Consider the following 17,376-nt stretch of genomic DNA (forward strand, 5'->3'; position numbering starts at 1 on the left):
TTGGCGGCACACGAGGTCTCTGCCACGCCGCCCGCAGGACAAGCGCGCCGGTTGGTTTCGTAGAACTACTTAACAGTGGGTGGCGGGGGGCGCCCTTGGACAGAATGCCCAATCGGCCTCAAGGCGCGCTCGCCCTAGAAGCGGCAGACGGGTAAGTCTGTGCCGCGCGCCGCGTGTTGCGGACTATCGGGGAGGGCTGCGGGCAGCCCGTCGGCGCGGCGGGAGGCGTCAGGGATTGGTTTCGGATTCCACCGGCGACACAAGCGACAGGAAAAACCTACTGCTGCTCATCCAGCTGCGCTGGATCGCGGCGATCGGCCAGCTTGTCACCATCTGGTTCGTGCATGCCGAGCTGGCGATAGCCCTGCCGCTGTTCGAGATGCTGGCGGTGATCGCCTTCCTGGTCGGGCTCAATCTGGTCAGCCTGCTGCGCTACCGCCACCGTGAGCGGGTGACGAACACCGAGCTGTTCCTCGAATTGCTGCTGGATGTCGGCGCGCTCACCGCGCAGCTCTATCTCAGCGGCGGGGCGCTGAACCCGTTCATCACGCTGTTCCTGCTGCAGGTCATCCTCGGCGCCATCCTGCTGGAGGCGTGGTCGGTGTGGACGCTGGTGGCGATCACCAGCGCCTGCTTCGTCGGCCTCACCGCCTTCCACCGCGACATTCTGATGCCGCACAGCCATATGGGCGGGTTCTGGAACCTGCACATACAGGGCATGTTCATCTGCTTCCTGCTGTCGGCCTGCCTGCTGGTGGCGTTCATCACCCGCATCAACGCCAATCTGCGCCAGCGCGACGCCCGGCTGGCCGAACTGCGCCAGCAATCGGCGGAGGAGGAGCATGTGGTCCGCATGGGGCTGCTGGCCTCCGGCGCGGCGCATGAGCTGGGCACGCCGCTCTCCACCCTCTCGGTCATCCTCAATGACTGGGAGAAGATGCCGACGCTCACCCGCAACCGCGAGCTGGCGCAGGACCTCTCGGACATGCAGGCGCAGCTCGCCCGCTGCAAATCCATCGTCACCGGCATCCTGCTCTCCTCCGGCGAGGCGCGCGGCGAGGGCACGATCCGCACCAGCGTGCGCGCCTTTCTCGACGAGGCGGTGGCGGACTGGCGGGCGCTGCGCGCGCCCCCCGCCTTCGACTATGACAACGCCTTCGCCCCGGACGAGCCCGTCATCTCCGATCTCGCGCTCAAGCAGGTGATTGTCAACGTGCTGGACAATGCGCTGGAAGCCTCGCCCGCCTGGGTCGGGCTGGTGGCGCGGCGCGAAGGCGACACGCTGTGCCTGGAAGTGGCGGATCGCGGCCCCGGCTTTCCGCCCGACATCGCGGCGGCGCCGGGCAAGCCCTACCGCTCCACCAAGGCGCGCGCCGGGGCCGGGCTCGGCCTGTTCCTGGTCGTCAACGTGCTGCGCCGGCTGGGCGGCGCGCTGGAGGCGGGAAGCCGGGCCGAGGGCGGCGCCCGGGTGCGGCTGACCCTGCCGCTGGCCGGGCTTTCGGGAGGCACGCCATGAACGAGGCCGCGCCCGCCGCGAACGGAGCCTGGCCCGCCGGCCCGCTGCTCATCGTCGAGGATGACGCCACCTTCGCCCGCACGCTCAAGCGCTCCTTCGAGCGGCGCGGCTATCAGGTGACAAGCTGCGCCGGGCTGGACGAGGTGGCGGCGCTGCTGGCGCATGTCCGCCCGGCCTATGCGGTGGTCGACCTCAAGCTCGCCGGGCAATCCGGGCTCGACTGCGTCAAGGCGCTGCACGCCCATGACCCCGGCATGCGGATCGTCGTGCTCACCGGCTTTGCCAGCATCGCCACGGCGGTGGAGGCGATCAAGCTCGGCGCCTGCCACTATCTGCCCAAGCCCGCCAATGCCGACGACATCGAGAAGGCGTTCGAGCGGGTGGAGGGCGATGTCTCGGTGCCGCTGGACGGGCGCCCCACCTCGCTGAAGAACCTCGAATGGGAGCGCATCCACGAGACGCTGGTGGAGACCGAGTTCAACATTTCCGAGACCGCGCGGCGGCTCGGCATGCACCGCCGCACGCTGGCGCGCAAGCTGGAGAAGCGGCAGGTGAAGTGAGGCCGCCCGCTCACCCCTTCAGGCGATAGAGCCCGACATCGATGGCGCCGGCGCGGAAGCCGCCTTCGCAATAGGCGAGGTAATACTCCCACAGGCGCCGGAAGTCGGCATCGAAGCCGAGCGTCTCGATCTGCGGCCAGGCGCCCAGGAAGCGGGCGCGCCACGCGCTGAGCGTCTGCGCATAGCCCTCGCCGAAGCACTGGGTCTCCACCAGTTCGAGCCCCGCCGCCCGCGCCTGATCGGCAATATGCGTCTTGGTCGGCAGCATGCCGCCGGGGAAGATGTGGCGCTGGATGAAATCGGTGTTGCGCCGGTAGGACTCGAAACGGTCCTCGGCGATGGTGATGACCTGCAGCACCGCCGTGCCGCCCTCGTTCAGGCAGGCGCGCAGCTTGGCGAAATAGGTCGGCCAGTAAGCCTCGCCCACCGCCTCCATCATCTCGATGGAGACGACGCGGTCATAGCGCTCGGCAACGTCGCGATAATCCTGCAGCCGCAGTTCGGTGCGCGCCTCAAGGACGGGATCGGCGGCGAGCATCGCCTGGCCATAGGCGAGCTGCTCGCGCGAGAGGGTGATGCCGGTGACATCCGCCCCCGACCGCGCGATCGCGGCGGCGAGTGCGCCCCAGCCGCAGCCGATCTCCAGCACGCTCTGGCCGGGCCGGACCCCCAGCATGTCGACGATGCGGGCGAGGCGGACCTGCTGCGCCGCCTCCAGCGTCTGGCCGGCCGGCACGCTCAGCGCGGAGGAATAGAGCATGCTGGAATCGAGCCACGCCCGGTAGAACTCATTGCCGAGATCGTAGTGGAACGCGATGTTGCGGCGGCTGCCGGTGCGGGAATTGCGGCGCAGCCCGTGGCGCAGCCGGTTCCACAGCCGCACCGGCCCCAGCGCATCGATGCGGCCGGCGAGAACGGGCAGGTTGTGGGCGGCAAGCTCGATCAGGCACGGCAGGTCCGGGCTCGACCAGTCGCCGGCGATGAAGGCATCGGAAAAGGCGATGTCGCCGCCGGTAATCAGCCGGCGCAGCGCGCGCCAGCGGTGCAGCACCAGCGTCGCCTCCGGCCCCGGATGGCCCCCGCGCCCGGTGAGGCGCCGCCCTTCCGGCGTCACCACGATGAGGCTGCCCACCGCCAGCTGGCGCAGCAGCCGCGCCAGCACGGCCTCGCGCCAGCCATGGCGCACGCTCGTGCCGCGCCGCGCGCGCGCGGCCGGCGCGTCGAGCGTGCCGGGCACATCGGTGGGGAGATGGGCGAGGGTATCGGCGTCACGCGGCATACGGCTCTTTCCTCAGGGTCGGTGCGCGGGCGAAATGCTGACAGGGGAGTCCGGCGCCTGCGGACGCGGGCGCAGGCCGATGCCCTTGGCCCATATCCACAACGCTTCCCAATGGATTCCGGCGATCACTTTCAGCGTCAACAGCGGATAACTCAGCATCACCCGCAAAAGCTGGCGATCATTCAGGGGCAGGCGCCGGGCGGTCTGCACCGCGCTCAGCACCGGCCCTTCCGCGTCGCTGGCGAGAATGGCGATGCGCAGGCCCTCGCCGGGCGGGGTGATGCGGAAGGAATAGGTCAGGCCCATATCCATGAAGGGCGAGACATAGAACCGCTTCTCCGCCTTCTGGCGCAGCGGGGCGACCTCGCCCGCGCCCACCGGGATCAGGTAGGAATGGCGCTGGCCGAAGGTGTTGTTCACTTCATAGAGCAGCGCGATGAGCGAACCGTCGCGGCGATGGCAGAAATACACGCTCAGCGGATTGAAGGCGTAGCCGAACAGGCGCGGCAGGGTGAGCAGCCGGATCGCCCCGCCATCGGGGGCCAGCCCGGCGGCGGCGAGCAGGCGCTCGACCTGCGCCTTGAGCGGCCCGGCATCGGGATCTGCGTAGTCGCGGTCGCGGAAGCTGAACACGTTGAAGCGGTTGCGCGAGAAAAGGCGCAGCCTTGCATCCAAGCCGGCGATCTCGTCGAGGTCGAGCAGCAGCGAGAACAGGCGATAGGCCAGCCGGTGGCGGCGCGGCTTCAGCCGTACATGCATCACCTCGCCGGCATAGAGCGCCGAGGCCTCGCTCATGCCACCAGCTCCGGCCCGGCCGGCCCCGCAGGGTGGCGTATCCGCGCGGCCGCCGGGTGGTGGGGCGGCAATGCGATGCGGCCGGATTCGTTCGCCACCGTCCATGGACGCCTGACCCCTCCCAGCGCCTCGGCCACCGCGAGCCCGGCCTGCAGCCCGTCCTCGTGGAAGCCGGCGCCGAAATAGGCGCCACAATACCACAGCCCGCCCTCGCCCTGCAGCGACCACAGGCGATCCTGGGCCGCCATCGCCCCGCTGTCGAACAGCGGGTGCTCATAGGAGGCGCGGTAGAACACCTTGTCGTCGGCGGGCGGCTCCACCGGGTTCAGCGTGACAAAGAGCGGGTTGCTCTCGGGGATCGCCTGCAGGCGGTTCATCCAATAGGTGACGCACAGCTTTTCGCCGGCGCGGCGGTCGGCCAAATAGTTCCACGCTGCCCAGGCCGTGCGGCGTCGCGGCATCAGCCTGTTATCGGCATGCAGCACCGCCTCGTTGCGGCTGTAGCGGAACGCGCCGAGCAGGTCCCGCTCGCGGGCAGTGGGCCGCTCCAGAAGCGCGAGGGCCTGATCGGCATGGGTGGCGAGGACCACATGGTCGAAACGCCGCGCATCGCCGGACGCATCGGTGACGCTGACGCCGCTGGCCCCCCGGCGCACCGCACGCACCGGCCCGCCGGCGACAACGCGGCCGCCAAAAGCCTTGCGCAGGCGGGCGACATAGCAGCGGCTGCCGCCGGTCACGGTGCGCCAGACCGGGCGGTCGGTCAGCTGGAGCAGGCCGTGATTGGCGCAGAAGCGCACAAAGGCCGCGACCGGATAGCGCCCGACATCGGCGGCCGGCGTCGACCAGATCGCGGCCGCCATCGGGTAGAGGTGATCGTGCCGGAACGCCGCGCCATAGCGATGGGCGTCGAGATAGGCGTCGAGGCTCTGGTCGCCCATGGTGGCGAGATCGCGCGGCGCGTTGCGGTAGAAGCGCAGCAGATCGGCCAGCATCGAGCCGAAGCGGGGCGAGACCAGGTTGCGGGGCTGGGCGAACAGGCCGCGCAACCCCGAGCCGGAATATTCCAGCCGGCCGCCATCCAGCGACACCGCGAACGACATTTCCGAGGGGCTCGTTCCCACATCGAGATGGGCGAACAGCGCGGTGAGGTTGGGATAGGTCTTCTCGTTATAGACGATGAAGCCGGTATCGACCGCGACGCCCTGCGCCTCCACCGTGTTGGAATGACCGCCGAGCCGTGCCTCGGCCTCGAACAGCGTCACATCGTGGCGCTTGGACAGCAGCCAGGCGGCGGACAGGCCGGAAATGCCGGCGCCGATGACGGCGATGGACAGCGCCGGGCCGGGCACGAAGTCCTGACGAATGTTCATGGCGCGTGAATCCGGACGGTGGAGCGGGGAGCGAAGGTTGTCTACTGTGTACGCACGGGCACGGCGCTGGATCACTCGCGAGCGGAATGATCCAGCGGCAGAGCCGGCGCGTAGAAGGGTTCATGAATGCCTCGCTCGAAGATGTCCGAACCGCAGAGCCTCGCGCTTGCCTGCCCCTGCGGCGGAGGCCGGAGGTGACGCGGCTTATGAAAGATGATGGCGTGCCGGACGGCGCGGAGCTCGCGCGGCTGATCGGGATGGTCGCCACCGAGCGCGACCGCCAAGCCTATGCGCGTCTCTACAGCTATTTCGCCCCGCGCCTGAATGCCTTTCTGCGCAAATCCGGCCTGCCGCCCAATACGGCGGAGGAGATCGCCCAGGAGGTGATGCTCTCGGTCTGGCGCAAGGCATCCTATTTCGACGCCACGCGGGCCGGCGCGGCGACGTGGATCTTCACTATCGCCCGCAATTTGCGGATCGACCATCTCAGGCGGATCCGGACCGCCGCCGCCAGTGAGGACGAGCAGGGCGAGGTCGAGACCGCGCCCTCGGGAGAGACGCTGCTGTTGACGGCGGAGCGCGAGGCCCGGGTGCGCGAGGCGCTGAAGACCCTCTCCGCCGAACAGGCCACCGTGCTGCGCCTCTCCTTCTTTAGCGAGAAGGCGCATTCGGAAATCGCCCGCGAGCTCGGCCTGCCGCTGGGCACCGTCAAATCCCGCGTGCGCCTTGCCCTTGGGCGGCTGCGCGTTCTGCTGGAAGGCCAATCATGACGATCCGCCATCACGCGACCGACGAAACGCTGATGCGCTATGCCGCCGGGCAGCTGCCGGCCGGGCCGGCGCGGGTGCTCGCGGTCCATCTCGCCACATGCCCGTGCTGCCGGTCCCGCCTCGGGGAGTTCGAGGCGGTGGGCGGGGCGCTGCTGGAGGCGATGCCGCTTGCGCCGATGGCGCCGGACGCCTTTGCCGCCGCGCTGCGCGCCATCGACGCAGAACCGCAGTATGCGGCCGTGTCGCCGCTCTCGCGCGCTCGCGCGATGCCGAGCGCCCCAGTGACGCTGCCCGGCGGTATACCCCTGCCCGCCGCGCTGCGCGACTGCGAGATCGGGCCCTGGCGCTGGATCGGGCTCGGCGTGCGGGCGAGCACGGTGAGGCTGCCGGAAGATCGGCAGGCGCGGCTGACGCTGCTGCGCGTCGGGCCGGGACGCAAGCTGCCCGATCACGGCCATGTCGGCACCGAGTTCACCCAGGTGATTTCCGGCTCCTTCTCCGACGGCTATGGCCGCTACGGACCCGGCGACCTCAGCGAGATGGACCAGGAGATCGAGCACCAGCCGATCGTCGACCCCGAGGGCGAGTGCATCTGCCTCGCCGCGCTGGAGGGCAGCATGCGGCTGAATGGCTTCTTCGGCCGGCTGGTGCAGCCCTTCGTCCGGATCTAGGCGATGCGCGCGGCGCTGCTCATCGCCCTCGCTTTGCTGAGCACGGGCGCCGCCCGCGCCGCCGAGGGACCCACCGCCGTGCTGAACGCGCTCTCGCGGCTGGAGCCGGTGCGCGTGACCGAAAACCTCGCTTATGCCGACGGGTCCCGGCACCGGCTTGATGTCTATGCCCCGACCACAGGCGCCGCGCAGGGCCGGCCGGTGGTGGTGTTCTTCTATGGCGGCAGCTGGGATTCCGGCGAGCGGGCCATGTACCGCTTCGTCGGCGCGGCGCTGGCCGGCCGGGGCATGGTCGTCATCATCGCCGACTACCGGCTCTACCCGCAGGTGCGCTTTCCGGCCTTTGTGCAGGATGGCGCGCGGGCGGTGCGCTGGGCGCACGACAATGCGAGCGCCTATGGCGGCGACCCTTCCCGCCTCGTGCTCATGGGCCATTCCGCCGGCGCGCAGATCGCCGCCCTGCTGGCCTTCGACCGGCAGTGGCTGGGCGCGGTGCGGCTCGACCCCAGGCGCGACGTCGCCGGGCTGGTGGGGCTCGCCGGTCCTTATGATTTCCTGCCGCTGAAAAGCGCCAAGCTGAAAGAGATCTTCGGCCCAGAGGCCGGGCGCGGGCGCAGCCAGCCGATCCATTTCGTCACCGGCGAGGCGCCGCCCGCCTTCCTCGCCACCGGCGCCCGCGACACCACGGTCGAGCCCGGCAACAGCGTGCGGCTGGCCGAGCGCATCCAAGCGGAGGGCGGCGAGGTAAGCCTCAAGCTCTATGACCGGGCCGACCACCGACTGATCCTCGGGGCGCTCTCCCCGCCGCTGCGCCTCATCGCCCCCGTGCTGGACGATGTGACCGGCTTCATCGGGCGCGTGACCACGCCGGAGGCCGGCCGATGACGCTGCTCGTCTCCCTTGCCGTGCTCACGCTGGGCCTCTGCCTCGCCATGGCGGCGGCGTGGTGGGCGGCCGAGCGCAGCGGCAATCATGGCTGGGTGGACACGGTGTGGTCCTATGCCACCGGGGCCGCCGGGGTGGTGGCGGCGCTGCTGCCGCTGGGCGGCGAGCCCTGGGCGCCGCGCCAGTGGCTGGTCGCCGCGCTGGTCGCGCTGTGGTCGCTGCGGCTGGGCACGCATATCCTGCAGCGCACGCTGAAGGGCCATGACGATCCGCGCTATGCCGATCTGCGCCGGCAATGGGGATCGGCGGCCTCGCAAAGGCTGTTCCTTTTCCTGCAGGTGCAGGCGCTGGCCGGGCTGGTGCTGGTCGTCGCCGTGGCGGCGGCGGCGCATAACCCGCTGCCGTTCTGGCGGGTGGGCGACGGGCTGGGCGCCGCGCTGTTCCTCGCCGCGGTGGCCGGCGCCGCCCTCGCCGACCGCCAGCTGGCGCGTTTTCGCGCCGACCCCGACAATCGCGGGCGGGTGTGCGATGCCGGGCTATGGGGCCTGACCCGCCACCCCAATTACTTCTTCGAATGGCTCGGCTGGACCGCCTATCCCGCCATCGCGCTCTCGCTCGCCTATCTGCCGGGATTGGCGGCGCTGCTCGCCCCCGCGCTGATGTATGTGCTGCTGGTGCACGCGTCAGGCATTCCGCCGACGGAAGCGCATATGCTGCGCTCACGGGGCGAGGCGTTCCGCGCCTATCAGCGCCGCGTCAACGCCTTCTGGCCCGGCTGGGGCCGTTCCCCTACTCGGTGACGGCGCGGGTGATGAGCATGCCGGCCGTCGTGGCCATGGCGGTTGCAAAGGTGCCCCAGGCGAGATCGATCGCCGTCATCGCCGCCGGCCAGTTGCGCAGCGTCGCATGGTTGGTGAGGTCGTAGGTGCCGTAGGCGATGAGGCCGAGAAAGGCACCGAGCATCAGCGCCGTGGTCCAGCGACCCGAGGCCAGCGCCGGCTGCACGGCGAACACCACCACGCCAGTGACATAGAGCAGATAGAACAGCACCGCCGGCGGCCAGTTCGGCTGCTCGGCCATCAGATCGCCGATCAGCGGGCGATAGACGCGGTTGGCCATGAAGCCGAGCCAGAGCGCGTCGAGCGCGAGAAAGACAAGCCCGGTCGATAGGTAAGCGACGAAGAACTGCATAAGCGCGCCTCTGGAGCGGTGAAGGGTGTTCAGGAGGGTACGGCGCGCCGCATCGCCCGGATCAGTTCCCGCTATCGGCGGAAAAAGCGCGCTCCGCACGCGGGAACGAAGCGTCACAGCCTTTGTTGTCGGCCCGAGGCTTGGGACATCACGCGACGGAGACCGACATGGCTGAAAAGAACCTTGAAACCCTGTTTCACGAGACCCTGAAGGACATCTATTACGCCGAGCGCAAGATCCTGAAGGCGCTGCCGAAAATGGCGCGCGGCGCGCAGTCGCCGGAACTCAAGGCGGCGTTCGAGAAGCACCGCGACGAGACCGAAGGCCAGATCGAGCGCCTGCAGCAGGTGTTCGAGCTGATCGGCAAGCGCCCGCAGGGCAAGACCTGCGCCGCCATCGAGGGCATTCTTGAAGAAGGTGAGGAAATCCTCGAGGAATTCAAGGGTCAGCCCGCGCTCGACGCCGGCCTCGCCGCCGCCGCGCAGGCGGTGGAGCACTATGAGATCGCCCGCTACGGCACGCTGAAGCGCTGGGCGCAGGTGCTCGGCATGAAGGAAGCCGTCAAGCTGCTCGACGCCACGCTGAAGGAAGAGTCGATGACCGACGAGGCCCTCACCAAGCTGGCCGACCAGGTCGCCAACCAGAAGGCGCTCAAGGCAGCGTAAGGCGGCAAGGGGCGCCGGCGGTGCCGGCGCCTCCTGCGCGTTGCTGACAACGCCGGGCCCGACGCGCCGTCTTCCCGCCCCTACCGGGGAACGCATGGCGCGCTCGCCCGTTACCCCAACGCACGCGCTGGGCTCTCCGGTGCGGTTCCGTCGCGTCAGCGGCGGCTCCGGCCGCTCCTTTCCGTTCCGGGTCGGCGCCACGCGCCGCACCTCTGGACCGAAAGGCTGGCTCATGCGCTTCCCCCTCTCCACCTTGGCCACGGCGATCCTGATCGCCCTCGTCGCGCTTTTTCTTGCCGGCGGCGGCCTCTGGCTCGTGAGCCTTGGCGGCAGCTGGTTCTATGCGGCGCTCGGCCTCGGCCTGCTGGTCTGCGCGGCGCTGGTGGGACGGGCGCATCCGGCGGCGCGGCTGGTGTTCGCGGCGGTGCTGGCGGCGACGCTGGGCTGGGCGCTGTGGGAGGTGGGCTTCGACTGGTGGCCGCTCGCCACGCGTGGCGGGCTGGTGGTGCTGCTCGGCCTGTGGCTGCTGACGCCCTGGGCGCTGGGCGGCCTGCGCCGCTGGGACGGCGCGCGGATCGCCCTCGCCGCCACGGTGCTGGTCTGCATCGGCGTTGCCGGCGCGGCGATGCTGCGCGATCCGCATGTCATTGAGGGCCGGCTGCAGGCGCAGGCCGGCGGCGCGACGGCTCCCGACAGCAACGTGCCCGATGGCGAGTGGCATCATTATGGGCGCACCCTCGCCGGCCAGCGCTACACCCCGCTGGCGCAGGTGACGCCGGCCAATGTCAGCGAGATGGAAGTGGCGTGGACCTACCGCACCGGCGATGTGCGCGGTCCCGAGGACGTGGCGGAGACCACCTATCAGGTGACGCCGCTCAAGATCGGCAATCTGCTCTATCTCTGCACCCCGCATCACATCGCCATCGCCCTCGATGCCGAGACCGGCGCGGAGCGGTGGCGCTTCGAGGCCAATGACGGCCTCGACCCCAACCGCCAGCACCAGACCTGCCGCGGCCTTTCCTATTATCGCGATGCAAGCGTGGTCGAGACCGACCTCGCGGCGGCCCCGACCTGCACGGCGCGGGTCTATCTGCCGACCTCCGACGCAAGGCTGATCGCGCTCGACGCCCTGACCGGCGCCAAATGCGCGGGCTTCGGCGACAATGGCACGGTGAATCTGTGGGCGAACATGCCTCACCAGCAGAGCGGCTTCTATTACTCCACCTCGCCGCCGACGATCGTGAATGACCGCCTGATCATCGGCGGCTCCGTGAACGACAATTACGATGTGGAATCGCCCTCCGGCGTCATCCGCGCCTATGACGCGATGACCGGGGACCTGCTGTGGGCCTGGGATTCCGGCAATCCCGACCGAACCACCCCGCTGGGGCCGGACGAAACCTACACCGCCAACTCGCCCAATAGCTGGTCGGTGTTCAGCGCCGACCCCGCTCTCGGGCTGGTCTATATCCCGCTCGGCAATGCGACGCCGGACCAGTTCGGCGCGGATCGCAGCCCGGCGGTGGAGCGCTACTCGTCCTCGGTGGTCGCGCTCGACATCGCCAGCGGCGCCGTGCGCTGGGTGTTCCAGACCGTGCATCACGACCTCTGGGACATGGACGTGCCGGCGCAGCCGGTGCTGATCGACCTGGCCACGGCGGCAGGCACCACGCCGGCGCTGGTGCAGGCGACCAAGCAGGGCGACATCTATGTGCTCGACCGTCGCAGCGGCCAGCCGATTCTTCCGGTGAGCGAGGTGCCCGCGCCAAGCGGCGCCGTCGAGGGCGACTGGACCGCCCCGACCCAGCCGGTGTCGGCGCTGAGCTTCGCGCCCGAACCGCTGCGCGAAAAGGACATGTGGGGCGCCAGCCTGCTGGACCAGCTCGCCTGCCGCATCAAATTCCGCCAGCTGCGCTATGAGGGACGCTACACACCGCCTTCGCTGCAGGGCACGCTGGTCTATCCCGGCAATTTCGGCACCTTCAACTGGGGCTCGGTCGCGGTCGATCCGGTGCGGCAGGTGATGTTCGCGATGCCGACCTATCTCGCCTTCACCTCACAGCTGGTGCCTTCCGACGAGATTTCCGCCGACGAGCAGGTGAATGCCGGCGAGGCGGGGCTGAACGTCAATGCCGGCGGCAAGTATGGCGTGCGGATGGGCCCGTTCGTCTCCCCGCTCGGCCTGCCCTGCCAGGCGCCGCCCTGGGGCTATGTCGCCGGGGTCGACCTGCGGACAGGCACGAAGGCCTGGATGCACAAGAACGGCACCATCCGCGATGCCGGGCCGTTGCCGCTGCCGCCGATCCCGATGGGCGTGCCCGGCATTGGCGGGCCGCTGCTCACCGCCTCGGGCGTCGCCTTCCTCGCCGCCAGCATCGACGATTATCTGCGTGCCTATGACGTCGCCACCGGCGCCCAGCTCTGGCAGCAGCGCCTGCCGGCCGGCGGGCAGGCGACGCCGATGAGCTATGAGGCGGGAGGACGCCAGTTCATCGTGCAGGTGGCGGGCGGGCACGGCTCCATCGGCACCAAGGCAGGCGACTATGTGATCGCCTACACGCTGCCGCGCTAGCGGACCCGGCGGGCGTTGACAGGGTTGCGCCCGGCCCGTCGCGAATGCTTGGATGAGCCTCTTGGCAGGCCGATCCCGACGGGACCTGCGGAGGGGGCGGGGGCGCCATCAACGGGATGAGGATGCCATGCCCGCAGAGGATTCACGCGACGAACCCCACGCGCTCGACCGGAGCGGCACCGGAGGGGAGCCCGGCGCGCCCGCGCCCGCCACCCGACCCCATGTCGTCATCGTCGGCGCCGGCTTTGGCGGGCTGCAGGTGGCGCGGGGGCTGGCCAGGGCGCCGGTGAATGTGACGCTGATCGACCGGCACAATTATCACTGCTTCCAGCCGCTGCTCTACCAGGTGGCGACCGCCACGCTCTCTCCGGCCGATATCGCCTGGCCGATCCGCCACGTCCTGTCACGCCAGACCAACATCACCATGCTGATGGCACGGGCCGAGGGGGTGGACCGCGACCGCCGCGAACTGCTCACCAGCGAGGGTCCGCTGCGCTACGACTACCTCGTCCTGGCCACGGGAGCGACGCACTCCTATTTCGGCCATGAGGAATGGGCGCGCTATGCCCCGGGGCTCAAGGATATCGAGGACGCCACCCAGCTGCGCCGGCGCATCCTTTTGGCCTTCGAGCGGGCGGAGGTCGCCTCCGCGCCGGAAACCCGCCGGCGGCTGCTGAGCTTCGCCATCGTTGGCGGCGGGCCGACCGGGGTGGAACTCGCGGGGTCGATCGCCGAGATTTCCCGCCACGCGCTGGCGCCCGACTTCAAGCGCGTCGATCCGCGCACCGCGCGCATTCTATTGATCGAAGCGGGCGAGCGGCTGCTGCCCGCTTTGCCGGAACGGCTTTCCGCTCATGCGCGCGAGCGGCTGGAGGCGATGGGCGTCGAGGTGCTGACCGGCCGGCCGGTCATCGACATCGGCCCCGACCATGTAACGCTCGAAGGCGGCGAGCACCTGCCGGCCTCGACCAAGATCTGGGCGGCCGGGGTGCGCGCCTCACCGGCGGCGCAATGGCTGGGAGCCGAGACCGACCGCGCCGGGCGGTGCCGCGTCGAGCCCGATCTCAGCGTGCCGGGCGAACCGGACATTTTCGTCATCGGCGACGCGGCCGCGATCAGCGACCGTGCGGGCAAGCCTGTGCCCGGCATCGCCCCCGCCGCCAAGCAGATGGGCAGCCATGTCGCCCGGGTGATCGCGGCGCGGCTTGCCGGCACCCCGGCGCCCGGCTTCCGCTACCGGCACGCCGGCGACCTCGCCACCATCGGCCGCAACGCCGCGGTGGTGAAGCTGGGGCGGTTCGAACTGACCGGCTTCCTCGGCTGGATGTTCTGGGGGATCGTGCACGTCTATTTTCTGGTCGGCGCGCGCAACCGCATCACAGTCGCGATGTCCTGGCTGTGGAACTACCTCACCTATCAGCGCGCGGCGCGGCTGATCACCGGTGATGTCGAACCCGCCCCGGTGCGCGAATTGCCGCCGGATCCTGCGAGCCTGCACCCACCGGCCTGAGCGCGGCGGGCACTCAGGAGAAGCAGCGGGCCAGCGTCGCCTCGTCGTCGAGCACCTCGAACCGCAGGACGTTTCCGGCCATATCCGTGGGGCGGATGGAAATCCACCGGCCGGCCTCCGTCACCAGCAAGGCCCGGCCGGCGCTCTTGGCCTCCGCAATTATCGCCAGTTCGGAGCGCACCTCGCCCACCGCGCCGTCGCTTTCGAAGCGGATTTCGAAGCGGGCCGTGGCGGAACCGAAGCCGCTGGTGCGCAGCCATCCCTTGGCTTGGATCGTCCTGACCATGTGCCTCGCTCACGCTGATGAGTCTGTGCAATCTCCACCAGAAGGCCTTCTACGACCTGGGGGCCATCGCGGATCAATTTCGCGGCAGAAAGCCGGAGCCCGCAGCGCGGACCCTTGCGACGCGCGTCACGTCACCTCAGGCAATGCCGCCGACGCCGCCGGGTTCCCCAGCGCGTTAAATGGGATAGGCAGGCGGGCCGGGGAGCGGCGCCTAAGCGCCGAGCGAAGGGGTGCGACAATCGTGGCGCTGAGGCGCGAAGGTATCTCCACCCCACCGAGTTGCGACGCGCCATGTTACACTTCGTCATCGTCGGTGAAGACAAGCAGGCTGGCGACTGAGAGACCACGGGGCCGTTCTCGTCGCGCTTTCGCAATACTCCATGGGAGGTGCCGGCGCATGTCTTTCGAGATTTCGGAGATCACAAGCCCTTTCGCGATCGACGAGGCGCTCGCGGGCGCCGCCTATGAGCCCGAGGACGTGGAACTGCTCGACACCGTGTTCGCCCGGGCGTGCAATCAGGTGTCCGAACGGCTTGTCATCGGCGAGGGCATTCGCAGCCTTCTGGCCTTCGCGATTCTCGAAGGCGCGAAGTCCGGCCTGCGCGATCCCGAGCACCTGACCGCCTTCGCCCTGCGCGCGCTGCCCAGCTTCCGCTCGCAGGAGGAGATTCGCTAAGGCCCGGCCGCGCGGGTCACGCGCCCGGGCGCTCGAAGATCGCCTTCGCCACCCGGGCATGAATGCCCCAATTGCCGTCGGCGACCTGGGTGACGCCGAAATCGACCGCCACCGACATCAGCGAAATCGCCTCGTCTTCATCGAGGCCATAGCGTTCCATCAGGAAGTTGCGGGTGGCGCGCGAGGCACTGCGCAGCGCCCGGCTGAGCGAGGAGCGCTTGAACACTTCGGACTGGGCGTTGCGGCCCAGCTCCCGGAGATAGTTGGTGTAGCTGAAGCCGTGCAGCAGCCAGGCGTCCGGCGTCTCGATCAGCGGCGCCGCCAGCCCGTTCAGAAACACCTTCTCCGTCTCGCCGCGCTTGTGCAGAACGAGGCGCACCTGCCCGGTGAGCGAGCATTCCAGCGCCGTGCCGCTGATCTCGCCATCGCCCTGCGCCAGATGCGGGTCGCCGAGCGAGAGCAGCGCCCCCGGCACCGCCACCGGCAGATAGACCCGCGCGCCCTTCCCCGCGCGCCAATTGTCGATATTGCCGCCGAAATAGCCGGGCGGCACGGAATCGACGATGTCGGTCTCGCGCGGGGCCACCGCGATGAAGCCGAAATGCGGGCGCACCGGGATGCGGGCGCCCTTCAGCACCCCCTCGCGCTTCTCGATGCGGGCATGGTCCACCGGCACGCCGGGATAGTCGATCGTCTCATGGACCACGCCGAACGGGTCGGTCTGCGGCACCCAGCGGAAGGAATAGACCGCCTCGGCAAAGCCGCTCTCGCCGGCCGCATCGGTGCGATAGATGGTGATGACCTCGCGCTTGCGCGGCTCGTCGAGAATGTCGTCATGGTGGAAGCCCCAGGCCGCCGCCGCATTGGAGCCGAAGGCCTGCCCCGCATGGGCCGGGTTGGCGCAGGGGCGCGGGCGCAGATCGAGAATCTCCACCTCCAGCACATCGCCCGGCTCGGCGCCGTGCACGAAGATCGGCCCGGTGCAGATGTGCACGCCGAAGCCCTCGCCCGCTCCGCGCCCGAAGATGGAGGCGTTCACCGGCCCGGCGCCGCGCCGGTCCACCGCCTTGAAGTCCCGCGTCCAGCGAAAGACGCTTTCGGCGCCGGCATCGCCCTTGATCATCCGCTCGGCATCGTCCGAGGCGTGCTGGGTCAGGGTCTCGACCGTGACCCGCGCCCCCGAGCGCACCCGCAGCACCGGGGGAATGGTGCGCGAGAGATAACCCCAATGCACGGTGTCGCGCGACACCGGCAGATGATGCTCGCCGGGCGATCCCGGCTCCGGCGACGTCCGGCCGGCCACGGCGTTCTCGGGGGCGGCGACCTCCGTCCCATCCGCGTCCGGCGCGGTGGGGGCGGCGGCGAGCGGACCCGGCCGCACCGGGCGCGAGCCTGAGTGCATCGGGCGCCCCCGCGTCCAGCGGGTCGCGACGGTCGAGCCGGCGGACTTGCGGTAGTCGCGCGGCGAGATGGCATAGGCGGCGCTGAACACCCGGCTGAAATGCGCCTGGTCGGCAAAGCCCCAGCGAAAGCCGATCTCGGCGATCGAGCGGTCGGCATGCTGGGGGTTGACGAGGTCGAGCCGGCACTGCTCCAGCCGGCGGTGACGGACATAGTCGGAGAAGGAGCGGTCCTGCCCCTCGAACAGGCGCTGGATGTAACGCGCCGACAGCCCCTCCGCCTTGGCGATATCCGCCACTGAGAGGTCCGGCTCGCGCAGCCGCGCCTCGATCTGCCCGCAGACGCGGGCGAAATGGGCGGCCTGCACCTGCGTCGCCGTGTCCTCCTCCGGCCGCGCCTCGGCCAGCAGGGCCGAGAGCACCAGCTCGGTGATGGCCGGCTCGGCCGCCATCACGTCGCCATCCTCCATCATGGCGAAGTTTGCCGCCAGCGCCCGCATCATCGGCCGGGCGGCAAGCGCGGAAATCGATTCGCCCAGCACCAGCGTCGGCACGGTGGCGGCGCGGCCGAGGCGCCCTACCAGCCTCTCGCGCGGCAGGCGCAGCAGCAGCAGCTCGAAATCATTGCGGAACTGCACCGAGACGCGCGTCGCCGGATCGCACACCCACAGATCGCCATCGGCGAATTCCGCCGCGCGGCGGCCGGAATCGGTGAGGTGGCCGCGGCCATAATTGACGAAGCCGATCAGGATCTGCGGCTCGGCCTCGGCCAGAGGGACGAGGTCCTGCGCCCGCGAGCGCAGCAGGGCGAAGGTGGCCTGGGTCGGCGACCGCTTGATCGATACCTCGCCGAAATGGAACACCGCCTCCTTCGGCATCCGCGCCGAAAGAGCGAGGCCGGCCAGCGTCTCGCGCCAGGCGGCTTCCTGCTTGCTGGCGGGAAAGGCGTTGATCGAAATCGGGGCGGCTCGGTTCATGTGGGCGGTCTACACGGTGCGAGGCGGTTTCCGCAGTGAAGCACTTTGACGAACGGCGCACAAAAACTTGTCGCGCCAATGCGGAAGGCCGCCGCACAAAATCGCGTCATTTCTGTACAACATGTTGTTTTTAATATCACATTTTACCTTGGCCACGACCGTCCCAGGACCCGCTTGCGCGGCCTCTGCCTCCAATGGGGCATTGCCCTGGCGCCGTTTCGCCGGGTTATCTCCTCCCGATCAGGACGCG

General features: G+C 69.6%; 16 protein-coding genes. 10 read left to right on the forward strand and 6 right to left on the reverse strand.

Annotation, left to right across the window (positions count from 1 at the left end):
- The first annotated feature begins 235 nt into the window (after positions 1 to 235).
- Both J2S76_RS05055 and J2S76_RS05060 read left to right on the forward strand, forming a co-directional pair.
- The gene (locus J2S76_RS05055) at positions 236 to 1,516 is read left to right on the forward strand and encodes an ATP-binding protein (protein WP_307058119.1); all 1,281 of its coding nucleotides are present in this window, start codon (positions 236 to 238) and stop codon (positions 1,514 to 1,516) included.
- Complete coding sequence (locus J2S76_RS05060; RefSeq protein WP_307058121.1) at positions 1,513 to 2,076, forward strand: response regulator transcription factor; 564 nt, start codon at positions 1,513 to 1,515, stop codon at positions 2,074 to 2,076. Before J2S76_RS05055 ends, J2S76_RS05060 begins: the two co-directional genes overlap by 4 nt.
- 10 nt (positions 2,077 to 2,086) lie before the next feature.
- Here the strand turns inward: J2S76_RS05060 and J2S76_RS05065 are convergent, their stop codons facing one another.
- From J2S76_RS05065 to J2S76_RS05075, 3 genes are read right to left on the reverse strand one after another with little or no spacing between them, the layout of a single operon-like run.
- Positions 2,087 to 3,355: an SAM-dependent methyltransferase gene (locus J2S76_RS05065; protein WP_307058123.1), complete on the reverse strand. Its 1,269-nt coding sequence runs from the start codon at positions 3,353 to 3,355 to the stop codon at positions 2,087 to 2,089.
- A gap of 12 nt (positions 3,356 to 3,367) precedes the next feature.
- Positions 3,368 to 4,150: a DUF1365 domain-containing protein gene (locus tag J2S76_RS05070; protein WP_307058125.1), complete on the reverse strand. Its 783-nt coding sequence runs from the start codon at positions 4,148 to 4,150 to the stop codon at positions 3,368 to 3,370.
- The gene (locus tag J2S76_RS05075) at positions 4,147 to 5,523 is read right to left on the reverse strand and encodes an NAD(P)/FAD-dependent oxidoreductase (protein WP_307058127.1); all 1,377 of its coding nucleotides are present in this window, start codon (positions 5,521 to 5,523) and stop codon (positions 4,147 to 4,149) included. The genes J2S76_RS05070 and J2S76_RS05075 overlap by 4 nt, the downstream gene beginning before the upstream one ends.
- A 206-nt stretch (positions 5,524 to 5,729) precedes the next feature.
- Here J2S76_RS05075 and J2S76_RS05080 point away from each other — a divergent pair, with 206 nt between their 5' ends.
- From J2S76_RS05080 to J2S76_RS05095, 4 genes are read left to right on the forward strand one after another with little or no spacing between them, the layout of a single operon-like run.
- Positions 5,730 to 6,293, forward strand: coding sequence for a sigma-70 family RNA polymerase sigma factor (locus tag J2S76_RS05080; protein ID WP_307058129.1), 564 nt, complete (start codon positions 5,730 to 5,732; stop codon positions 6,291 to 6,293).
- Positions 6,290 to 6,964: a ChrR family anti-sigma-E factor gene (locus J2S76_RS05085; RefSeq protein WP_307058131.1), complete on the forward strand. Its 675-nt coding sequence runs from the start codon at positions 6,290 to 6,292 to the stop codon at positions 6,962 to 6,964. Before J2S76_RS05080 ends, J2S76_RS05085 begins: the two co-directional genes overlap by 4 nt.
- 3 nt (positions 6,965 to 6,967) lie before the next feature.
- Positions 6,968 to 7,849 (forward strand): alpha/beta hydrolase, encoded by an 882-nt coding sequence (locus tag J2S76_RS05090; protein ID WP_307058132.1) that lies wholly within the window; start codon positions 6,968 to 6,970, stop codon positions 7,847 to 7,849.
- The gene (locus tag J2S76_RS05095; RefSeq protein WP_307058134.1) at positions 7,846 to 8,649 is read left to right on the forward strand and encodes a DUF1295 domain-containing protein; all 804 of its coding nucleotides are present in this window, start codon (positions 7,846 to 7,848) and stop codon (positions 8,647 to 8,649) included. The genes J2S76_RS05090 and J2S76_RS05095 overlap by 4 nt, the downstream gene beginning before the upstream one ends.
- On the opposite strand, the gene J2S76_RS05100 is transcribed toward J2S76_RS05095, so the two are convergent.
- Positions 8,639 to 9,040, reverse strand: a complete 402-nt coding sequence (locus J2S76_RS05100; RefSeq protein ID WP_307058135.1) for a DUF2177 family protein — start codon at positions 9,038 to 9,040, stop codon at positions 8,639 to 8,641. The two genes, J2S76_RS05095 and J2S76_RS05100, sit on opposite strands and share 11 nt — an antisense overlap.
- A gap of 167 nt (positions 9,041 to 9,207) precedes the next feature.
- Here J2S76_RS05100 and J2S76_RS05105 point away from each other — a divergent pair, with 167 nt between their 5' ends.
- From J2S76_RS05105 to J2S76_RS05115, 3 genes are all read left to right on the forward strand, one after another.
- Positions 9,208 to 9,705, forward strand: a complete 498-nt coding sequence (locus J2S76_RS05105) for a YciE/YciF ferroxidase family protein (RefSeq protein ID WP_307058137.1) — start codon at positions 9,208 to 9,210, stop codon at positions 9,703 to 9,705.
- A 232-nt stretch (positions 9,706 to 9,937) separates the two neighbouring features.
- Positions 9,938 to 12,277, forward strand: a complete 2,340-nt coding sequence (locus tag J2S76_RS05110; RefSeq protein ID WP_307058139.1) for a glucose/quinate/shikimate family membrane-bound PQQ-dependent dehydrogenase — start codon at positions 9,938 to 9,940, stop codon at positions 12,275 to 12,277.
- A 127-nt stretch (positions 12,278 to 12,404) separates the two neighbouring features.
- Positions 12,405 to 13,787, forward strand: a complete 1,383-nt coding sequence (locus tag J2S76_RS05115) for an NAD(P)/FAD-dependent oxidoreductase (protein ID WP_307058141.1) — start codon at positions 12,405 to 12,407, stop codon at positions 13,785 to 13,787.
- 13 nt (positions 13,788 to 13,800) lie between these two features.
- Here J2S76_RS05115 and J2S76_RS05120 read toward each other — a convergent pair whose 3' ends face one another.
- Entirely contained in the window at positions 13,801 to 14,073 is a 273-nt protein-coding gene (locus tag J2S76_RS05120; protein WP_307058143.1) for a hypothetical protein, read from the reverse strand.
- Between the two features lie 397 nt (positions 14,074 to 14,470).
- Between J2S76_RS05120 and J2S76_RS05125 the strand changes: the two genes are divergently transcribed.
- On the forward strand, positions 14,471 to 14,749 hold the full coding sequence (locus J2S76_RS05125; RefSeq protein ID WP_307058145.1) for a hypothetical protein: 279 nt from the start codon (positions 14,471 to 14,473) through the stop codon (positions 14,747 to 14,749).
- Between the two features lie 16 nt (positions 14,750 to 14,765).
- On the opposite strand, the gene J2S76_RS05130 is transcribed toward J2S76_RS05125, so the two are convergent.
- Positions 14,766 to 17,126, reverse strand: a complete 2,361-nt coding sequence (locus J2S76_RS05130; RefSeq protein WP_307058147.1) for an acetamidase/formamidase family protein — start codon at positions 17,124 to 17,126, stop codon at positions 14,766 to 14,768.
- Positions 17,127 to 17,376 lie beyond the last annotated feature (250 nt).

This window comes from Ancylobacter vacuolatus (assembly GCF_030813595.1).
Lineage (GTDB): Bacteria > Pseudomonadota > Alphaproteobacteria > Rhizobiales > Xanthobacteraceae > Ancylobacter > Ancylobacter vacuolatus.